Raw genomic sequence first — 19,507 nt, 5'->3', positions numbered from 1 at the left:
ACCATATGTTAACAACAATAAACGAAATCAATCAATTTTTTGAACATAGATCGGTCCGATTAGGAATGAACTTTGGACTTTCACGGATGGAACAGCTATTAGCGAAGCTTGGTAATCCTCATAAAGAGCTGAAATACATTCATCTTGCTGGTTCAAATGGAAAAGGCTCCACCTTACATTATATAAAAGAAATGATGATTGCAGAAGGATATACAATTGCTTCTTTTACTTCGCCTTATTTGGAGAAAATGAATGAACAATTGAAGATTAATGATGAGATGATTCGGGATGAAGATCTTGTTGCTGTGTTTCAGCTGCTTTGGCCCGTTATTCAAGAAATGGATGAAGCAGGAAACGGTCCAACGCAATTTGAAATTTTAACTGCGATGGCATTTTGTTATTTTAAGAATTGTAAAGTAGATATTGTTCTATTAGAAGCTGGTCTTGGAGGGAGATTGGATTCTACAAATGTCATCGAGCCGCTTCTTTCTATTATTACATCTATTTCACTTGAACATACGAACATTCTAGGGAACACTCTTGCTGAAATTGCTTCCGAAAAGGCGGGGATTATTAAAAAGGGTGCTCCTATTGTTAGTGGGGTGACGGAAGAGGAGCCAGCACAAGTTATTCAACAAAAAGCGCAATCTCTTCATGTACCTTATTTTCAATTAACAAAAGATATCGTCGTTCGGGACCTAGAGCAAAGGGAAGCCGCTCAAAGCTTTACTTTTACTTTCCGAGATACAGTGCTTGAACAGCTTGAATTGCAAATGCTTGGTCGTCATCAAGTCGATAATGCAGCATTGGCGGTTGCTGCAGTTGTTCTGTTACAAGATTCCTTTACCGTTTCGGAAGAAAGTATTCGGAAAGGATTGCGTGAGGCGAAATGGAACGGACGGTTTGAAAAAATTCAGGACAAGCCGACCATTATCTTAGATGGAGCTCATAATCCGGCGGGTATTGGTGTATTGATTCAAACATTAAAGGAGCGATATCCAAAGCAAAACTATCGCTTTGTTTTTTCAGCTTTAAGGGATAAAAATTATTCAGAAATGATTCGATTAGTAGATGATGTTGCTTCAGATATTTTCTTTACGGAATTTACACATGAGCGGGCAGAGAAAGCGACTGTTCTTTATGAAAAAAGCGACGCTAAACAGAAACATATCGATTTTAACTGGCAAACGTGCCTCACACACGCTCTAGCAGCGGAAGAAGATAAGATTGTTGTCGTTACAGGTTCGCTTTATTTTCTTTCTTTAGTGAGAGGGTATATGAAAGAACGTAAGGATAAAGTATGATAGGAATATAGTTGCATAAGCGAGGTGAAGCAGATTGGTTCTCATTTTTTCCGTAATCATTGCTGTACTCTTTTTAGCATTACTATTCATTTTTCTTCCTTTGAACTTAACATTGAAAGGGAAAATCATTCTTTTTTTAACTAGTGTTTGTACAAGTCTTCTCGGTTTGGCTATGATGAATCAAGTTTCGATTTGGGGAGCGATTGCTGTCCAACTGTTTTTTGCCATTGTTCTGGCTTATTTGATAACAAAACGGCTTGCGCTTTTTCAAGAAAATGAAGATGAGTCCAATTTTCGGGAGAAAGAACTACAGCCATTGTTTCGTTATGAAGAGCTCTTGGAAAAAGCAAATCTGTCAAATACAGTGGATCAATATGGGTCTCCTTCTTTTATAAAAAAAGAGTCGTTGTCCTCTCCACATTTTGAAGCCGAAACATCGAATAATAATCTTTCTGATATAGGATATGGAACGCCTGAAGAACCGGAGTTTATAGATTTGGAAGTGCAAATAGCTCAGGAAAAAGAAGAAAGTCAAAGGCAGCTTGAACTAGAAGAGGTTGCGTTTATGGTGGAAGATGAGTCGGAGTTCATAGATAGGAAAGGAAGAATGACGGAGGAAAAAGAAGAAAATCAAAGTCAGTTCGCGCTAGAAGAGATCACGTTTATGGTGGAGGACGAGCTCGAGCTCATAGATAGAGACGGAAGAGTAGCGGAGGAAAAGGAAGAAGACCGAAGTCGGTTTGTACTGGAAGAGACTGCGGCTACTTTGGAAGATGAGCTGGATTTTATCGATATGAAAGCAAGAATGCTAGAAGAACAGGAAGAAGACGAGAAACAAACGTCATTTGAAATAGAAGATGAATCGAATGATTTCATAAAAATAAGAATGAAAATGTTTGAAGAACTCGATGAGATACAAGAGTTGCCGGATGAGGATCGAAAAAACGAAGAGGTTCAAGTGGAAGAAACACAAACGATTGAAGGTTCTGCAGAGAAGGATGAAGATACATCTCCGAGTACAAACCTTCATTCGTTTGAGGATTTAGAAGAATCGTATTTGAAAAATAAACAGAAGAAAGACAGGGAGACGGTGTAAGTGAAGAAGGGGTATGTACGAACTTTAATTCTCTTAATAAGCAGTACTTTGTTTATCACCTGTTTCTCTCAAGCTGCGGTATTTGCTTATGAAAAAGTCTTTCCGCCGAGCCGGATTTTCGCTAATGGGACAGTGATTGGACCGATTAATGTAGGGAATCTTTCCGAGGATGAAGCGGCCTCTAAGTTATCAGAAGCTATAGAAATTTGGCAGAATAAACAAGAAATCACGGTATCATTTTCGGATCAAGAAAGAGCGATTCCAGCGATAGACATGACGTTTCTTTTGCAGGAGTCGATACGGTCGGCAGAAGATGGAGTAACGAATCCGTTGTATGCGAATATTTCAAAAGAAACGGTTCGTAGTGTATTGATTGAAATGACAGGCGGGGAGTTTGTTTCCAACTTAGATATTACAAAGCTTAAATCCGAAATAGAACGAAAAGTAGGATTATTAGGCAAGGATGGAAAGGAAATTGTGGCGATAGAGTTTCTGCGTGATAATCTAGAAACGAAAGTGTTATCTCGTGCTGAAATGAACATAACCGATGCAGAAGATGCAGCTTCTTTCGTGAAGCAGCATGCAACGTTTACGATTCCTGCTTTTCAGACTGTAGCCTTTATGAAAGATGTGATGGCAAACGACCACGCCTTTTCGGAAGCCTTTTTAACGGAAGCGGCATCGACTTTTTATAAAGCGAGTTTAGCGACCAATTTGCAAATTATTGAAAGACATAGAAGTGTAGAGTTTCCGAGTGGTGTAGAAGCGGGATATGAAGCGAAAGTTAACCAAAACGATTTGGATTTTATTGTAAATAATCCAAATGATACGGAATTAACTGTAACGTTTAAATTGAAACAACAAGGTGTGTTAGTTGCTGAAATAAGCGGCTATCCAAACGGAAAAAAATATATAGTTCGACAAGAAAATCCGAAAACATATCCATTTAAAACAATTGTTCGATACACATCTGACCCATCCAAGCCAACAGCCTCACCCGGAAAACAAGGTTACTCAGTCTCCGTTTATCGAGATATCTATGATAGTTCCGGAGAGATTAGCGACTACAAGCTCATGGCGAAAGACTTTTACTTGCCGGTCAATGAAGTAGTTGTGAAGGAAACGAAGGAAGAAGAAGTACCGGAAGAGGTCACGGAAGAACCTGCAGTGGATAATGAGGAGCAAGCGAAGGATACCGACGAAGAGACGAATCAGGATGAAGAGGTAAAAAAGAGTGAAGAGAAAGAGGAAAGTCCTGAGGGAACTGAAAAAGAAATAGATGAGAAAAAATAGGGTAGAAGGAAACCGGCTGGTGTGGATCAGCCGGTTTTGATTAGGTGTTAGAAATATATTTTTAACCTTAAAAAATCACATTCCAACTAATTAATATTTAAGTTAATCGTTATTGTATGCTGAGATGAAAGTGTTTTAGAGTATTCCTTTGTTAAGGAGGGGGTGACTGTATAAACGACTTTGATAGTATTCGTATTTTCTAGACTTATAGCATTAATAACAATTTTGAATCGCTCACTATCTTCTTCTAATTCTTTTTCTAGTATAGAATTTGTCTCATACTTAATTAGTGTATCTAAGGCTGTTTCAAACCTAAGCTGATATTCGTAGGGAATATTGGGGTTAGAAGGTGCAGGATCAGAATTTAGCCACGCTACTATACTTGCGTTTGCTTGTTTATTTGCCTCCTTTACTGCCGTCTCCGTGTAAGTTACTCCCATTTCTGATAATCGATTTAATTGTATATTTTCTTCTGTTTTTTTATTCTGACTAGCACTGTTTAAAACACTGCTAATCAAAGTTAATGAAAAGATAAAAATTAATGTAATCGTTAGTAGTACAAGCACTAATGTGTAGCCTGCTTCATTTTTTTCTTTCATGTAGTTATTCTCCTAATTGTCGGAATCTAGTTCTACATATCCATATACGGTTGTTAGTTCTTTGTTGTCTTCTGAATGGATGGTTATAGAAATAGGAAGTAAACCTAATGAGCTTTCTTCTGTGTTTTGAGATAAAGGTGTCATAGTTGAAAGGTAGGTTTTGTTATTTAACTCAATAGGTGAGCGAGTATATGTATCTTCTGGAATATTATTAGGCTCTTCACAATTTTTTGTTTTACAATAAGCTTCTATGCTGTTAGTTAGGTCATGAAGCTCCTTCTCAGCCAGGTTGATTGCTGTTAATTTATCCTCTGCTTTCACAGAAAAAGTCATTGAATTAGAGAAGAAAGATAAAAACACGGTTAACACAATGCCGAGAATCGTAATAGATGCTAGCACTTCTATAAGAGTGAAACCGTTATTATTTTTAAAATTGTTCACGAATTTCTACCACCTAGTGTCTTTTTAATAAGTATATATCAAACTATAATAAAGATTAGGACAATTTTATTAAAAAGTAGTGAATTATTAACGGCTATCCAAGACTAAAGAATTATGTTTAGTGATTAGTAAAACCCAAAAAATACTTTTCTATATTATTTTCATTCTATTAAAAGTGTGGTGTGATAAATGAGGAAAAAATATATATCGCAACAATCAGGGTTAACCTTGATTGAAGTATTGGCAGCACTAACTATTTCAGCACTATTAATAGGCATAGTTTATGGTGTTTTTACCTATTCAGTCCAATCTAATAATAAGACCCAATCTCATATTAACTTAAGACAAGAAGCTAACTTAATTATTACCGAAATGAGAAAACAGCATCAAGAGGCAACAGCAAACTATGAAATATGTTATGACGAGTTACTTGCAAATGAACTACCTTCTAAACAGGGGCTTTCGTTAGAAAAAGTTTCTATTGGTAAAACAACTATAAATCAAACTACTTGTAAAGAGGAAATAGATCCTTCTCAAGCTTTGCCTGTTCAATTTACCTTGACTGATCAACAAAATCATAATCAATTTACAATAGATACGGTGATTGAAGGGAGACGAATGAATGAATCTTCTGTGTCTGTACCTATAGTAAAGCCTGGTGCTTGCCTACCAAACTCTTCAGAAATTAAGGAAGGTGATAAAGTATATAGTAGTGATACAGAGCTGAAAAATCGTGAAGTAGATAGTGTAGCACAGAACCTATACGCCAAAGGTACTTTAACCATGAAGAATGGGTCTATGATTACTGTAGGATGTAATGCTATTTTTGAGAAAACAGTGACGATGCATAACGATAGTACACTCTTAGTTAACGGTAATGCTACTTTTAAGGATAAAGTTGAGATAAAGAATGGTAAGAATGGCGGTGGAATGTTAATCAAGGGTGATGCTTATTTTGAGGATTTAGATTTGAAGAACGACGCAAAATTAGAAGTAAGGGGTAATGCCCATTTTAATGGAGAATTTATAAAACCGGATAAAGGGAGCATTTGTGTAAAGGGTCAGGCCACTTTCAAAAATAATCCTCCTACTTATTATGAGGTTAAAAATGTTACATCTTGTGGGAATAGTAATGGGATCATTTACGTCTTAAATCAAAAAAGTAGCAGGTGAATACCATGGCAAAAGAACGAAAACGACTAGGCGATTTACTCGTCGAGGCGGGAATCATTACTGAGGAGCAGCTCGAGGAAACGTTGCGGGAAAAGAAGAACGGGCAGAGGATTGGGGATGCGCTGCTTGAGCGGGGATTGATTAGTGAGCAGCAGTTAATTGAAGTGCTGGAGTTTCAACTGGGGATTCCGCATATTAGTTTATATCGGTATCCGGTCGATGTGAGTCTGTTGAATCTTGTGTCGAAGGAATTTGCGTTTCGGAATACGCTTTTGCCGATTAAAAAAGAAGATAGTCAGCTCATTGTGGCGATGAATGACCCGATGAATTATATCGCGCTCGATGATATGCGGCTGTCGACAGGATTTCAAATTTCACCAGTGATTGCAACGAAGGAAGATATTGTGTCGGCGCTTTATAAATATTACAACATGTCGGAAACGTTTGAAGATATGGAATTAGAAGGTTTGGATGACGAAGAGGATGAAGAAGCGCCGGCTGTCCGGCTGATGAATCAAATTTTGGCGGTAGGGGTTCAGCTAAAGGCGAGTGATATTCATATTGATCCACATGATACGAAAATACTCGTTCGTTACCGCGTCGATGGCATTTTACGGACAGAGCGAGTGTTGTCTAAAAACATCTACAATTTACTTATTTCACGTATTAAAATTATGGCGAATTTAAATATTACCGAGTCTCGTTTGCCGCAAGATGGACGAGTTAGGCTGGATGTCAATCTGACGCCGGTCGATTTACGGATTTCACTCTTGCCAACAGTGGATGGTGAAAAGGTTGTTATTCGGATTTTGGACTTAACGAGTGTGCGGATGAATCTTTCGCAGCTTGGTTTTAATAAAGTGAATGCCCAGAAGTTTACGTCAATGATTGAACGTCCATCCGGTATGGTATTGATTACAGGCCCAACAGGATCAGGGAAAACGTCCACTCTTTATGCGGCTTTAAATCAACTGAATACAGAACAAGTAAACATTGTTACCATTGAAGATCCAGTTGAGTATCAACTTCCCGGCATCAACCAAGTGCAAGTGAATCAAACAGTTGGTCTCACATTTGCGGCAGGGTTGCGCTCCATCCTGCGCCAAGACCCTAATATTATCATGATTGGGGAAATTCGTGATACGGAAACAGCGGATATAGCGGTTCGTGCCTCGTTAACCGGTCATCTTGTTTTAAGTACGCTTCATACGAATAGTGCGTTATTAACGATTCCTCGTTTACTTGATATGGACATTGAACCGTATTTAGTTGTTTCTTCTCTAACTGGGGTAGTAGCACAACGGTTAGTTCGGAAAGTATGCGGCCAGTGTAAGCAAGAATATCATCCAACAGAAATGGAAAAATCTTTATATCAAAAACGGGGAATAAAAGTCGATACATTATATAAAGGAGCGGGCTGCAATACGTGTCAAAATAGCGGCTACCGCGGAAGACTTGCGATTCATGAAGCGTTAACGATTGATGATACGATTCGTTCAATGATGATGAATAATAAATCGATTCAGGAGATTAAACAGTACGCGATGCGCAGCGGGATGATTTTTTTACTGGACGATGGATTATTAAAAGCGAAAGCGAGGCTGACAACGGTAGAAGAAGTGCTGCGAGTGACGATTCAGGAGTAGGGAGGGGTCAACATGAAAGAAAAACTAGATTACTTGCTGACGGCTGCGTTTGAGTTAGGAACGTCCGATATTCATTTAACCGTCGGGGTTCCTCCAATCATGAGGCTTCATGGGGAACTTAAGCAATATGGTAAGGACGTGTTAAAGCCGGCTGACACGGAAGCGATGGCTCGAGCAATCGTTCCAGAAAGCTTATGGGAAAAGCTTAAAACGAATGGAGAACTCGATTTTTCATACAGTATTCCACAAGTATCACGTTTTCGTGTCAATGCATATCATCAGCGCAACTGTCTAAGCCTTGCTATCCGGGTTGTACCGACAGAAATTCCAACATTAGAAAAGCTGAACATGCCGAATGTGTTACGAGACATTTCTGAAAAACCGCAAGGACTCGTGCTTGTGACAGGACCGACAGGAAGCGGGAAATCAACGACACTGGCGGCGATGATTGATTATATTAATAAACATTTGAAACGTCATATTATCACGTTAGAAGATCCGATTGAATATTTGCATAAACATGGTATGAGTATTATCGATCAACGAGAAGTCGGTTTTGATACGAGCAATTTTGCCAACGGGCTTCGTGCTTGTCTTCGTCAAGACCCAGACATTATTTTAGTAGGAGAAATGCGGGATTTAGAAACGATTTCGACGGCAATTACGGCAGCGGAAACCGGACATTTAGTGTTAGGTACGTTGCATACAACCGATGCTCCGGCGACGATTGATCGAATTATTGATGTATTTCCCCCGAATCAGCAGCCGCAAGTGCGCATTCAGCTTGCCTCGGTATTAGGAGCGATTATCTCGCAGCGCTTGCTTCCGACAAAAGATCGAAAAGGACGGGTCGCAGCGACAGAAATAATGATTAATAATTCAGCGATTCGAAACTTAATCCGAAACGAAAAAATTCACCAAATCCACAGCATTATGCAAACGAGTAAATCAGCCGGCATGCATACGCTTGAAATGTCGATGAGAGAACTGATTGAAAAAAATCGAATCGATGCACAGTCAGCTGCTCCTTATTTACAAGAGGTTATGGTGTAATGGCTGTTTTTCGTTATGTAGGAAGAGATCGTACTGGGAAAAAGAAAGAAGGCAGAGTGAATGCGGAACACCGAAAAGAAGCGGTAAGTAAGCTGCGTGAAACCGGAATTGCCGTCATTCAAATTGAAGAATTAACCGGTATTTTGTATAAGGAAATCTCGTTAGGAAAGAGAAAAGTAAAAAATAAAGATTTTGTTATTTATTTGCGCCAATTTTCGACGCTATTAAAAGCTGGAATCAGTTTAGTAGAAGCAACGAAAATTCTATCTGAACAAACGTCTAGTAAAATATTAAAGAAAACGCTCATAGATTTGCTTCATAGTTTAGAAGCCGGTAAGCCATATTCAGATGGTGCGGAGAAGCATCCAAACGTCTTTCCCACGATTTTTGTCAACATGATGCGTGCCGGAGAAGCAGGCGGTAATATTGATGAGATTTTAGAAAGAATGGCTGTTTATTTTGAAAAGCAATATCAAACAAGAAAAAAAGTTCAAGCGGCGATGACCTATCCTGCGACCGTAGGAATTATCACGATTACAATTGTTATTTTTCTCTTATCGACCGTCGTTCCGTCCTTTCAAAAGGTATTTGTTTCATCAGGTGCCGAGCTTCCGCTCATTACTAAAATCGTTATCGGCATGGGAGGCTTTTTTCAATCGTTTTGGTGGCTGTTTGTTTTATTTGCGATTGCTCTATATATCGGCATTCGTTTCATTCTTGGAAATCGTCAAACGAAATATTATTGGGATTATGCTCTTTTAAAGGTTCCGTTATTCGGCTCCATGCTTCAAAAAGCGCAAATGGCGCGGATGACGCGAACGCTTAGCTCGCTTTTTTCAAGCTCTGTCCCGATTTTGCAATCATTAACCATTGTTGAGAGAATTGTTGGGAATGAAGTCATCGCTCGCGTTGTTAAAGAGGCAAGGAGTTCGATTGAAAAAGGAGAGTCGATGTCTGTTCCAATGGAAAAGCATTGGGCTTTCCCGCCGATGGTCACCCAAATGATTGCTGTCGGGGAACAATCCGGGTCAATTGATGTCATGCTTGAGAAAGTGGCCGATTTTTATGATATGGAAGTCGACAATGCGACAGATCAAGTGAAATCATTAATTGAACCGATGCTTATTGTCTTTTTAGCCGGAGCTGTTGGAGGAATTGTCGGTGCTATTGCTATCCCGATGTTTAAGATATTTGAAACAGTTCAATAAATAGAAACATTTTAGTTGATTATTGTAGGTATAATGTAAGGAAATGGACAAAATTAAGCGTTGTGTTTTGGGGATAAATGCCTATATAATAAAATAAAAGGTAAAGTTGGAAGCGATGAAAGATTATTCGTATGTGGGCACTTGAATGATCCGGAGCTAGTAGTGCACCCCGCCAATTTTAAGTCTTTAAAACTGGTAAACTACTAGATTTAGTGAATATTTACATACACACTACTTCTAAATAAAAAAAGGGGGATAAAAATGATGAAAAAGAAATTACAAAAACTACTTAAAAACCAAAAAGGTTTAACGCTCGTTGAGTTACTAGCGGTTGTCGTTATCCTGGGGATTATCGCAGCGATTGCGGTGCCGAGTATCGCGAACATCATTGATAACAGTAAGAAGGATGCGCATGTGGCAAATGCTGAGCAAATGATTGGGGCTGCGAGATTGGCGGTTGCGGCTAATGATAAAGCATTATGGGCAGACAGTGGTAATAATGCTAATGATGGTGGCAAAATTACTATGGAAGAATTAGTGACTGCTGGATACTTGGAAAGTAATATCGAAGACCCGGATTCTGAAAGTGATTATGGAACTGCTTATGTTACAATAGCTGTTTCTGCTACATCTAATACTGCTGCTAAAAAAGTTTCTTATACTGTAACGTTAAAAGGCTCAGAACGTGGTATTAACAATAGTGCTCCTAGCGCATTAGATAGAGATGCTGTAAAAACAGAATACGCAAACTAAGGTTCATAATATAGAATGAAATAACTCCTTCCCCAAGGAGTTATTTTTTTACCCTTTCCCACATATCCAACCATCCTACTATCGAACGCCGTCGAATTTCGTTATAATAGAATTATTGATAAGTAGAGAAGAAGCAGAGGAACATGAAGATGATGATATTTATATATAGTTATTTATTGGTGCTCGGCCTTGTGCTGGGGTCGTTTTATAATGTTGTCGGGCTTCGGATTCCGGAGGGGCAGTCGATTGTAAGGCCACGGTCACATTGTCCGACGTGTAAGCGAACGCTTAGTACATTAGATTTAGTTCCAGTTTTGTCTTTTGTGTTTTTAAAAGGAAAATGCCGTGGATGCGGCAGTAAGATTTCGCCGTTTTATCCAATTATGGAGCTTGCGACGGGACTTTTGTTTATGCTGGCGTTGTATCAGTTCGGCTTGACAGGTGAACTGATTGTCGCGTTGACGCTTATTTCGCTGTTAGTCATTATATTTGTGTCGGATATTACATATATGATTATTCCCGATAAAGTGCTGTTGTTTTTTTTGCCGCTTTTCTTTCTTGAAAGGCTGTTCGTTCCGCTCAATCCATGGTGGGATCCTTTAGTTGGTGCCTTTTTTGGCTTTGGTCTGTTATTGTTGATTGCGGTCATTAGTAAAGGCGGCATGGGCGGGGGCGATATTAAGCTCTTTTTTGTGATTGGACTTGCGCTTGGGTTTTCGCAAACATTGCTTACCTTTTTGATTGCCACTTTTTTAGGAGCAATATTTGGGGTAGGCGGGATACTGCTTGGGAAGCATAAACGAAAAGAGCTCATTCCTTTTGGTCCGTTTATTGCAGTTGGGGCTCTTCTTTCTTACTTTTATGGAGAGAACATCATTAGTTGGTATTTCTCGATGTTCATGTAGGCGGTGAAAATATGAATTTTTTACGAAGCAACAGACAGTATCCTGTTCATTTTACCATTAGCGATTCGTATATTCGTTTCGTCCAAAGCGATCGAAATCGGACGTTTCATGCGTATGGCCAAAAGTGTCTGCCGCCCGGTGTTGTCGTTGAAGGGCACATTAAGGAGCGGGACACGCTTGGGATGATTGTCGATGAAATGGTGGACAACTGGAAGCTGAAAGGGAGCAAGATATCGTTTTGCGTCCCCAATGAGTTTGTCATTTTGCGAAAAACAGTTGTCCCGCTTGAGATTATGGAAGAGGAACTGACTGGTTATTTATATATGCAGTTGGGAGAGAGCATTCATTTGCCTTTTGAAGATCCACTGCTCGTACCTGTTTTATTAAAGGAAACAGAGGAGAATAAAGAGGTGCTTTTGATTGCTTCAAAAGAATCGGTGCTGCAAGATTTTTCTGAGTTGTTCCGAGAATCTTCATTAAAACCGGTCGTGGCTGATTTATCAATGCTAGCCGCTTATCGCACCTATTTTCATCTTGGGTTAGCAACGAATGATGAACATGTGTTGATGGTTCAAATCGGTTTAAAGACGATGGTTCTTTCGGTTTTCCATCAATATAAACCCGTATTTGTCCATCATTTCCGCCCATCATTCTCGGACGAGTCGTTTGAAATTGTTAAGAATAGAAGAGGTGCAGAATACTATACATGTAACGATGACGATGAAACGCTGGCAGGACAAGCGCGTGATATTGTGATGGAAATTCAGCGTTTTATCTCCTACTATCGTTTTAATTTAACAGGCGGTAAATACGAAATTTCAAAACTATTAGTGATGGGCGACCATCCTTGTATAGAAACTTTTTATCGGAATATGAAAGAATCGTTTGAATTTGAAATGGACGTACAATCAATGCTGCAGCCGATTTTTCAAACAAAAAAAGGAACCAACATTCCTTCTGTGTACACAGAGTGTATTGGTCTTGCATTAAAGTAGGTGTCTATATGCTAGTTGATGTAAATTTATTGCAGAAAAAAGAAAAGAAAGCATCCTTTTTTCTCATTTTTATTCTCGTTGGTGTCATCGTTCTTGTAGCTGCAGGGATTTTTGCGTGGAAGATGTATGAAACGCAAGCAGCGAAAGAAAAGCAGCTGGAGACGATGCTTGCACAATATAAAGAAGAAAAGGTATTAAAGGAACAAAGTCTATCTGAAGCCGCTAGTGATAACGGAGTGGAGCGATTGAAGGCGGCGATTGCATGGGCGGAAGAAACGGATACATCGACCTCTTTCCTTTTACAACATATCACATCTTTATTGCCGGAAAGAGGGTATTTTATGAATTTTTCTTTTGCAGAAGGCAGGACGGCCAACCTGTCTATCCAATTCGATAGTTCACGAGAAGCTGCCTTTTATTTAAAAAGCTTGCAGAACTCCTCTTATATTGACGAAGCGGAATTATTAAGTATAGAGACAGAATCTATCTCCTCTGAAGAAGATATGGTAGAAGAGGAGAATGTATTGCCCAGATATAGGGCGTCCTATCGTTTTGGTGTGAATCAAAAGGCGCTTCAAGAAGGGGAGGTATCTCCTTGACTTCTAAAACGTCTAAGCTTCTTTTGTTTATCTTAATGATGGTCGTTGTCATCGGAGGTGGACTTTATGTATACTTCCTCCACTTCCAGCCGCTGCAGCAGAAGGTGAGCGAACTAGAAGCAGCTATTACAAAAGAAAAGCAAGAATTGGCTATGATAGATGAAACAGGCCAATCTTCTGCGAAAAAAGAAGTAGTCAATACAAGTGAGCTGCAACAAAAAATCCCTGTTCTCCCTTTAACCGATCAAATTGTGTTATCTCTAGAAGAAGCGGAGGTCGCATCGGGAACGTTGATTACAAGTTTGACGTTTCAAGAAGGGGAGGAAGGTGAGCAGCAAAGTTCGGAAACGGAAGACGCTCTCGGTATTGAAAAAGAGACAGAGAAGACAGCTGAAGGCGCAAAGAATCTTCCTGGCGGTGTGAAACAAATCCAAGCAGAGATGACGGTTATCTCTCCTTCTTATAAAGAATTAGAAACGTTTGTGAAAGAGATTGAACAGTTGCCGCGTATGGCAAAAGTAGAGAGCCTTCAATTCGCAGGTACACAAGAAGCAAGAGAACTAGTAGTTGAACCAGAGAATCTTTCTTTTCAGGTTGTCGTTTCTTTCTATTATTATCCCGGATTAGAAGAACTCGTTCAGCAGCTACCAAACTATGAAACACCGCCAGCTAGTGATAAAGAAAATCCTTTATATGAACCAAAAGTAGAAATTCCACCAAAGAATGAAACAGAAAAAGGAAACATCGTAGAAAAAGACAATATCACTTACGAAGTGTTTACGTATAAAGTTCAGCCAGGCGACACACTTTTCCGTATCTCGATGCGCTATTACAATAGCCGAGCGGGAGAAGCGTTGATTAAAAAGTGGAATAATATGACGATATTAATGGCTGGAACAAACATTGAAGTTCCAGTGCCAGTGGATGGAGAAAATTGACGAAAGCTATTGTGAACAAGACGACAAAAGTCTTGTTCTTTTTTTTGATCTCTATGATAGCATGGAAAAAAATGCTGCGAAGGGGGGAGAAAACGTGGACAAGTCTAATCAAGAGAATGGGTTTACGATTAAAATTAATGGTCAAGAGAAATCATTTAAAGAACATTCGGCAGATCCTATAGAAGAAGGGCGAACGGAAGCAGCCGCTGTCGAATCGCCAGATGAAAGTTTCGATTGGGTTCTACCAAATGAAATTATACCGGCGCCGAACCCGAAAAAGGGGAAAATTCATCCTTATCCTCAGCCTCGTCGTCCGTGGAAGTTAAAGACTCCGTTTATACTGGCTATTGTAGCGATTGTTGTTGGGACAAGCCTCGGTGTTCTTGCTATTCGAACGATTACGGCAGAACAGACTGTTACTCCACCGATAGAAGTTGAAGAAGAAACACCGGCAGTCGTACCACCGGCTGAACAAACAAGTAAAGGGGCAACGGTGCAAACTTTTTTAGTACAGGGCGGCGTATTTAGTACAGAAGAGGCAGCGAAGGAAGTGCAGGCGACTCTTCAGGCAAAGAAACTTCCAGCCGAAGTGTTTAAGATGGAAAACGAATACTATTTATTTTTAGGTGTTGCGGAAAGTCTAGCCGCCACGAAGGAGCTTGCTCTTGAATATAAAACGCAGGATGTGGATGTATTTTGGAAAGAAATCCGTTTTAAAGCGAAAATCGCAGAGGATGATGCGGCTGTAGACGTATATTCATCGCTTGCGGAACTTTCTGCAGCGAAGCTTCGCAATACTGATTCAAATGTAGACCTGCAGCAAGTCACGAAGCAGCTCAATGGAGTGAAGTTATCAGGAAACAAAGAAGGTAAGAAGCGATTAATGGAAGCTAGCAAACTATTACAAAAAAATCAAGCGAGCGAGGCTCAAGAGAAGCTGCTGCTATTTTTACAAACGATTGTCTCCTAATATTATTTTTCGGGAAATATCGCAAAGAGGAACCGTTATTCCTCTTTGCGACGGCTATTTTTATAGAAGTGAAAAATTGTTTTATAAAGAAATTTGTCGAGCACTCATTTATTTGGTACGATAAAATAGTATCTCCTAATTGTAAAAGAAAGGTGTTTAACGTATATGCAACCATTGATTTTAGCTTCATCTTCCCCACGTCGTAAAGAACTCCTGCAACTTCTTCAAATTCCCTTTCAAAGTATGAATGCCAATGTGAATGAAGATTTTCCAAAACAGATGAAAGCCGATGAAGTCGTCAAGGAATTAGCTTTCCGTAAAGCGTCAGCTATTGCACGTACACATTCCGATCATTGGGTCATTGGCTCGGATACGATTGTCGTTTTAAACGATACGATATTAGGAAAGCCGCTTGACCGTAATGATGCGAAAAGAATGTTAACCGAGCTGTCAGGACAAACACATGAAGTGTATACAGGTGTAGCGATTCTATTTAAGAAAAACAGCACTGTGTTTTTAGAGAAAACGAAGGTCACTTTTTGGGAGCTGTCAGAAGAGGATATTGAACGGTATCTCGATAGCGGCGAATCTTTTGACAAAGCCGGCAGCTATGGCATTCAAGGGTATGGATCATTGTTTGTAAAGCAAATTGAAGGTGATTATTTTTCGGTAGTAGGTCTTCCTGTCTCAAGACTTGCTCGTGAACTAAAGGCAATGCAAGCAAAATGGTCTTCATGCTGAAGGCTTAGTACTGGATTTGTTTCGGCGAGCAGTTATTACTTCGGCACGCTCCCTTTAAGTGGATAAAGGAGTGTGAATGCTTGATGTTAATGAGAGAATATCGAAAAGAAGAAAAGCCGCGCGAGAGGTTTTTACAAGATGGTCCGGAAAGCCTTTCTAATCAAGAGTTATTTGCTTTATTACTCAGAACAGGTACGAAGGAAGAGTCGGTTTTACAAATGGCTAACCGACTGATGGATGCGTTTGAAGAATTACGGTTGCTCAAAGAAGCATCGATTGAAGAGTTAACTGCTATTAAAGGAATTGGTGAAGCCAAGGCTATGCAACTGTTGGCAGCTGTAGAACTCGGCAGACGCATCCATCGAGTCAATAATCAAGAACGTTATGTTATTCGCTCCCCGGAAGATGGTGCGAAGTATTGTATGGAAGAGATGCGTTTCTTAACACAAGAGCATTTTGTCTGTTTGTATTTGAATACGAAAAATCAAGTGCTTCATAAGCGAACCGTCTTTATTGGCAGCTTAAATGCTAGTATAGTACATCCCCGCGAAGTCTTCAAAGAAGCCTTTCGAAGATCTGCAGCCTCTATCATTTGTCTCCATAATCATCCCTCCGGAGATCCGGCTCCAAGTAAAGAAGATATTGAAGTAACGAAAAGGCTAGTCGAATGTGGTAAGATAATAGGGATTGACCTATTAGATCATCTTATTATTGGTGAACATAAATATGTGAGTTTAAAGGAAAAAGGTTATTTATGACACTATCAAAATTTTTGTCAATAGGATATAATGTTGTTTGTGATTTTTAAAGAGGAAACTTTTTCAAAGTTAATTATTGTGGGAAGATTGACAAGCTTTCATTGACCTTATATAAGAGCATTTTTTTTACGAAAGGGAGATACGGAGATGTTTGGAATTGGTGCGAGAGATATTGGAATTGACTTGGGAACAGCAAATACGCTTGTTTATGTAAAAGGAAAAGGAATTGTAGTACGAGAGCCGTCTGTTGTTGCTGTACAAACAGATACGAAACAAATTGTCGCTGTTGGGAATGATGCGAAAAACATGATTGGACGAACTCCGGGAAATGTTGTGGCTCTTCGTCCGATGAAAGATGGTGTAATTGCGGATCATGAAACGACAGCTGCAATGCTAAAATATTACATGAAGGAAGCGCAAAAAAAAGGTGTGTTTGGTAATAAACCTTATGTAATGATTTGTGTACCATCGGGGATTACGGCAGTAGAACAGCGTGCCGTTATTGATGCAGCAAGACAAGCAGGTGCACGTGATGCTTATCCGATTGAAGAACCATTTGCAGCGGCAATTGGTGCGGATTTGCCTGTTTGGGAGCCTACGGGCAGCATGGTTGTTGATATCGGTGGGGGAACGACAGAAGTTGCGATTATTTCTCTTGGGGGAATTGTAACAAGCCAATCCGTTCGTGTTGCGGGTGATGAAATGGATGAAGCGATTGTCGCATATATTCGTAAACATTATAATTTAATGATTGGTGATCGTACATCTGAAGCGATTAAAATGGAAATCGGTTCTGCTGGCGACACAACAGACATCCCGAACATGGAGATTCGTGGCCGCGATTTATTAACAGGGTTACCAAAAACAATTGAAATTACGGCAGAAGAAATTTCACAAGCTTTACGTGATACGGTATCAGCGATTGTAGAATCGGTCAAAAATACATTAGAAAAAACACCGCCAGAGCTTGGTGCGGATATTATGGACCGCGGAATTGTTTTAACCGGCGGTGGAGCATTATTGCGAAATTTAGATAAAGTAATTAGCGCGGAAACACAAATGCCTGTGATCATTGCAGAAAATCCATTAGACTGTGTAGCTATTGGAACAGGTAAAGCGTTAGATCATATTCATTTATTTAAAACAAAATCAAAAGATTCTCGCTAATTATATTCGTACTGTTTGGATAAAAATAAGATTAACTATCTTCGGAAGGCAAGGCTGTAACTGCACATTTCTATAAGGTCATATTCGGTTTTTTGTTACACGCTGTAGGATCAGCTATACACATGAAATGTGAACGAATGATTACGATAGGTAAATGTGTTTGATGTAGAGGAAGTCGGCTCGAAATTTTGGTAAAGAGCCGATTTTTTTATGGTATTAGGAAACGATGAGCCGCTTTAGGCAGTCGCCTAAAAAGGAGTGCAGCCGTGTTCCATACCTAGGCCCTTCAAGTTGTCTAACCAGTCGATGAAGTGAAACTTCACCTTCTGGTTTTTCAGCACTTGTCGCCAATAGTCGGGCGCCTTGTGCTTTCTTAGTAAACTAAAGTAAATTGAGGTGTAGACACCATGCCACAGTTTTTTAATAAAAAACTTCTTCTCTTACTGATTAGTATTATTGTTCTCGTGGCATTGATTGGGTTCTCATTAAGAGAGAGAGAAGAATTAAGTTGGCCCGAGCAGTTTTTAAAAGATACAACGGGTTGGTTTGTGAATGTATTTAATAAGCCTGTATCGGCTGTGACAGGTTTTTTTGGGGACTTAAGTGATCTTCAAAATACATATGAAGAAAATCAAAAATTAAAAGAGCGCCTCGATGAGTATGTTTTATTAAAAACACAAGTTCAGGATTTAAAAGAAGAGAATCAAGAACTGCGCAAAATTTTGAAAAAAGAAGATGATTTAAAGCAATACTCATCGATTCATGCCGCAGTCATTGGGCGTAATCCAGATCGTTGGCACGAAATCCTAACGATTAACCAAGGGAAAATAAATGGTGTCGAAAAGGATATGGCTGTTATAACGGCAACAGGTTTAATTGGAAAGGTTAAAAATGTTGGGCAATTCTCAGCTTCTGTTCAATTATTAACATCTATGGATACAGCCAATCGAGTTTCCGCTTATGTTCAAGGCGATAAAAAAGCATTTGGGTTGATTGAGGGCTTCGATGAGAAAACAAATCTGTTATTAATGAATAAGATTCCTTACAATAAAAAAGTCAAAAAAGGTTCTTACGTTGTAACATCTGGTTATGGCGGCGTATTTCCTAAAGGATTGTTAATCGGAAAAGTAGTGGATGTAAAGGTGAATCAATATGGGTTGAATCAAACTGCTTATCTTGAACCATCGACCGATTTTTATGATATTAGTGATGTAATCGTTGTGAAACGGAATGTAGCCAATCAAATGGAAGAAATTCAATTGGAGGAGGAAGAAGAGTGAAGCATTTCATCCTTTCTCTGATTGCCTTGATTTTCTTTGTCTTCGATAGCATTTTTGCACAATTATTTGCCAGTGAGTTGTTCGGAAAAGGAAACATCTTGGTTCCACATTTTATGATGGTATTTATCTTTTTTCTAACCATTTTTGGTTCAAGAAGATATGGCATGATTTACGGAGCAGCTCTTGGACTTGCTTATGATGTTGTGTATACAGAAATTCTCGGGATTTTTATGTTTTTAATTCCTTTTTTAGCGTACTTGATTGCTAAATGTATGAAAGTCCTGCAATCTAATTGGCTGATTGTCATTGTTATATCAACTATATTTATTGCGATTTCGGAAATGATTGTTTATGAAATGAACGTGATTATGTCGTTTGCTGCATTAACCTTTGCTGAATTTGCAGAGCGGAGATTGTGGCCAACTGCACTATTGAATTTAGTGTTTATTATCGCAAGTTATTACCCAATCCAAAAACTTATTCGAAAAATTGTGACAAAAAGTGAAATGGAGTCTTGAATTTTTCTGCTTTTGCCAAGTGAGAAAAAGGAAAAATGTTTTCTTGTGTCGAATTATATTTCATTGAGGT

Annotated in this window: 20 protein-coding genes and 1 riboswitch; of the genes, 18 read left to right on the top strand and 2 right to left on the bottom strand. The window is 39.2% G+C overall.

The annotated features are described in order from the left end of the window. The first annotated feature begins 5 nt into the window (after window positions 1–5). From ACE199_RS06190 to ACE199_RS06180, 3 genes are read left to right on the top strand one after another with little or no spacing between them, the layout of a single operon-like run. Window positions 6–1,304 (top strand): bifunctional folylpolyglutamate synthase/dihydrofolate synthase, encoded by a 1,299-nt coding sequence (locus ACE199_RS06190; RefSeq protein WP_375349003.1) that lies wholly within the window; start codon window positions 6–8, stop codon window positions 1,302–1,304. A gap of 34 nt (window positions 1,305–1,338) precedes the next feature. Further along, complete coding sequence (locus ACE199_RS06185) at window positions 1,339–2,400, top strand: hypothetical protein (RefSeq protein ID WP_375349002.1); 1,062 nt, start codon at window positions 1,339–1,341, stop codon at window positions 2,398–2,400. Continuing rightward, window positions 2,401–3,693 carry a VanW family protein gene (locus tag ACE199_RS06180; RefSeq protein WP_375349001.1) on the top strand — a complete coding sequence of 431 codons (1,293 nt, stop codon included), beginning with the start codon at window positions 2,401–2,403 and terminating at the stop codon, window positions 3,691–3,693. It begins immediately after the preceding gene. Between the two features lie 86 nt (window positions 3,694–3,779). Here ACE199_RS06180 and ACE199_RS06175 read toward each other — a convergent pair whose 3' ends face one another. Both ACE199_RS06175 and ACE199_RS06170 read right to left on the bottom strand, forming a co-directional pair. Beyond that, entirely contained in the window at window positions 3,780–4,292 is a 513-nt protein-coding gene (locus tag ACE199_RS06175; RefSeq protein WP_252291031.1) for a hypothetical protein, read from the bottom strand. A gap of 12 nt (window positions 4,293–4,304) precedes the next feature. Then, complete coding sequence (locus ACE199_RS06170) at window positions 4,305–4,733, bottom strand: prepilin-type N-terminal cleavage/methylation domain-containing protein (RefSeq protein ID WP_375349000.1); 429 nt, start codon at window positions 4,731–4,733, stop codon at window positions 4,305–4,307. Window positions 4,734–4,922: 189 nt separating this feature from the next. On the opposite strand from ACE199_RS06170, the gene ACE199_RS06165 reads away from it, so the two are divergent. The 15 genes from ACE199_RS06165 (at window position 4,923) to mreD (ending at window position 19,437) form a co-directional block, all read left to right on the top strand. After that, window positions 4,923–5,906, top strand: a complete 984-nt coding sequence (locus ACE199_RS06165; RefSeq protein WP_375348999.1) for a PulJ/GspJ family protein — start codon at window positions 4,923–4,925, stop codon at window positions 5,904–5,906. 5 nt (window positions 5,907–5,911) lie between these two features. Next, complete coding sequence (locus ACE199_RS06160; RefSeq protein WP_375348998.1) at window positions 5,912–7,552, top strand: GspE/PulE family protein; 1,641 nt, start codon at window positions 5,912–5,914, stop codon at window positions 7,550–7,552. Between the two features lie 12 nt (window positions 7,553–7,564). Then, a complete protein-coding gene (locus ACE199_RS06155; RefSeq protein ID WP_375348997.1) occupies window positions 7,565–8,605 on the top strand; it encodes a type IV pilus twitching motility protein PilT in 1,041 nt (346 codons plus the stop codon). Further along, window positions 8,605–9,813 carry a type II secretion system F family protein gene (locus ACE199_RS06150; protein WP_375348996.1) on the top strand — a complete coding sequence of 403 codons (1,209 nt, stop codon included), beginning with the start codon at window positions 8,605–8,607 and terminating at the stop codon, window positions 9,811–9,813. The genes ACE199_RS06155 and ACE199_RS06150 overlap by 1 nt, the downstream gene beginning before the upstream one ends. Before the next feature lie 99 nt (window positions 9,814–9,912). After that, window positions 9,913–9,996, top strand: a riboswitch (cyclic di-GMP riboswitch). 78 nt (window positions 9,997–10,074) lie between these two features. Continuing rightward, complete coding sequence (locus tag ACE199_RS06145; RefSeq protein WP_375348995.1) at window positions 10,075–10,566, top strand: type II secretion system protein; 492 nt, start codon at window positions 10,075–10,077, stop codon at window positions 10,564–10,566. A gap of 152 nt (window positions 10,567–10,718) precedes the next feature. After that, window positions 10,719–11,471: a prepilin peptidase gene (locus ACE199_RS06140; protein ID WP_375349176.1), complete on the top strand. Its 753-nt coding sequence runs from the start codon at window positions 10,719–10,721 to the stop codon at window positions 11,469–11,471. 11 nt (window positions 11,472–11,482) lie between these two features. Beyond that, on the top strand, window positions 11,483–12,466 hold the full coding sequence (gene pilM, locus ACE199_RS06135; RefSeq protein WP_375348994.1) for a type IV pilus biogenesis protein PilM: 984 nt from the start codon (window positions 11,483–11,485) through the stop codon (window positions 12,464–12,466). Between the two features lie 8 nt (window positions 12,467–12,474). Continuing rightward, entirely contained in the window at window positions 12,475–13,065 is a 591-nt protein-coding gene (locus ACE199_RS06130) for a PilN domain-containing protein (RefSeq protein ID WP_375348993.1), read from the top strand. After that, on the top strand, window positions 13,062–14,003 hold the full coding sequence (locus ACE199_RS06125) for a LysM peptidoglycan-binding domain-containing protein (protein WP_375348992.1): 942 nt from the start codon (window positions 13,062–13,064) through the stop codon (window positions 14,001–14,003). The genes ACE199_RS06130 and ACE199_RS06125 overlap by 4 nt, the downstream gene beginning before the upstream one ends. A 94-nt stretch (window positions 14,004–14,097) precedes the next feature. Beyond that, window positions 14,098–14,973: a hypothetical protein gene (locus ACE199_RS06120; protein ID WP_375348990.1), complete on the top strand. Its 876-nt coding sequence runs from the start codon at window positions 14,098–14,100 to the stop codon at window positions 14,971–14,973. 165 nt (window positions 14,974–15,138) lie between these two features. Continuing rightward, window positions 15,139–15,714, top strand: coding sequence for a Maf family protein (locus ACE199_RS06115; RefSeq protein WP_375348989.1), 576 nt, complete (start codon window positions 15,139–15,141; stop codon window positions 15,712–15,714). An 83-nt stretch (window positions 15,715–15,797) separates the two neighbouring features. Then, complete coding sequence (gene radC / locus ACE199_RS06110) at window positions 15,798–16,472, top strand: RadC family protein (RefSeq protein WP_375349175.1); 675 nt, start codon at window positions 15,798–15,800, stop codon at window positions 16,470–16,472. A 147-nt stretch (window positions 16,473–16,619) separates the two neighbouring features. Further along, complete coding sequence (locus ACE199_RS06105) at window positions 16,620–17,639, top strand: rod shape-determining protein (RefSeq protein ID WP_127761516.1); 1,020 nt, start codon at window positions 16,620–16,622, stop codon at window positions 17,637–17,639. A 407-nt stretch (window positions 17,640–18,046) separates the two neighbouring features. Continuing rightward, window positions 18,047–18,919 carry a rod shape-determining protein MreC gene (gene mreC, locus ACE199_RS06100; protein ID WP_375348988.1) on the top strand — a complete coding sequence of 291 codons (873 nt, stop codon included), beginning with the start codon at window positions 18,047–18,049 and terminating at the stop codon, window positions 18,917–18,919. After that, complete coding sequence (mreD, locus tag ACE199_RS06095; protein ID WP_375348987.1) at window positions 18,916–19,437, top strand: rod shape-determining protein MreD; 522 nt, start codon at window positions 18,916–18,918, stop codon at window positions 19,435–19,437. Before mreC ends, mreD begins: the two co-directional genes overlap by 4 nt. The last annotated feature ends 70 nt before the right edge of the window (window positions 19,438–19,507 follow it).

The sequence above is a fragment of the Peribacillus sp. Hz7 genome (genome assembly GCF_042136355.1).
Taxonomy (GTDB): domain Bacteria; phylum Bacillota; class Bacilli; order Bacillales; family DSM-1321; genus Peribacillus; species Peribacillus asahii_A.
The sequence above is the reverse complement of the archived record's forward strand: the minus strand, read 5'-3'. Positions and strand labels throughout refer to the sequence as shown.